General features: G+C 61.0%; 2 pseudogenes. One reads left to right on the plus strand and one right to left on the minus strand.

Features of this window, described 5'->3' with window-relative positions:
- Nucleotides 1–102: 102 nt before the first annotated feature.
- Nucleotides 103–279 (minus strand): annotated as a pseudogene (locus tag BN2475_RS25420) (transposase); the annotation flags it as partial.
- A 209-nt stretch (nt 280–488) separates the two neighbouring features.
- Here BN2475_RS25420 and BN2475_RS25425 point away from each other — a divergent pair.
- Nucleotides 489–908, plus strand: a pseudogene (locus BN2475_RS25425) (IS66 family transposase); the annotation flags it as partial.

A 908-nucleotide genomic window follows, 5' to 3' on the forward strand; every position in this document is an offset into this window, starting at 1 on the left:
CCGCGCGCCCGGCGGCGTAAACGCAGAAACCCCACCGGACCGCCGGTGGGGTTTCTGCGTTTACGCCGCCGGGCGCGCGGCGCGAAGCCGCATCGGCGGACCCTGCAAGATCGCCTTGTCCAGGCTGAGCTCTGCGACCAGCTTCTTGAGCCGGGCATTCTCATCCTGCTGCCTAAGTTCGCGGACCTGGTTTGACTCCAGGCCCGCGTACTGCTTCTTCCAGCGGTAATACGTCGTCTGCTCGGATATCCCCAGATGCCGGATCAGGTCCGCCACCGGCTGCATCCCGGAGCCTCCGGTTCGCCAGGATAACCTCTATGGTCTTCCATCTGGGCACTCTGATGCCGTTGGCCCGTGAGGCTCCGCCTTCCTGCTTGCCTCCGCCACTCACGGGTGGGAGGCGTTCATATCATTCCTCCCGTGTCATTGGGAAAATTGCTCCGAAACACTAACACTCATTTCTGTCCAGGATTCCTGCAGCAGATCATGACGACTACGGCGGCTATAAGGCCTCATTCCTTCAGGGCATCACCGAAATCGGCTTGGCAGCTCACGCGAGGCGCAAGTTCTTCGAGCTGCATGCCAATCACAGCGGTCAGGTCGCTGGCAGGCGCTGCCGTTCTTCACCGAGCTATATAACATCGAACGTGATGCCGCGGCGCTTGATATCGAAGCGCGACACCGGCTTCGGCAGAGCCGCGCCAAACCGGTGTGCGACGCCCTTTACGAATGGAGGGTGGCGCAACGCAAGCTGGTATCGGCAGGTTCGGCGATTGCGAAAGCGCAGGACTATAGCCTCAAACGCTGGGAGGCGCTGACTGACGCGCTATCTCGATGACGGGCACGTGCCCATAGACAACAATTGGGTCGAAAATCAGATCCGTCCATGGGCGACGGGGCGTTCATTG

It is taken from the genome of Paraburkholderia ribeironis, from assembly GCF_900019265.1.
Lineage (GTDB): Bacteria > Pseudomonadota > Gammaproteobacteria > Burkholderiales > Burkholderiaceae > Paraburkholderia > Paraburkholderia ribeironis.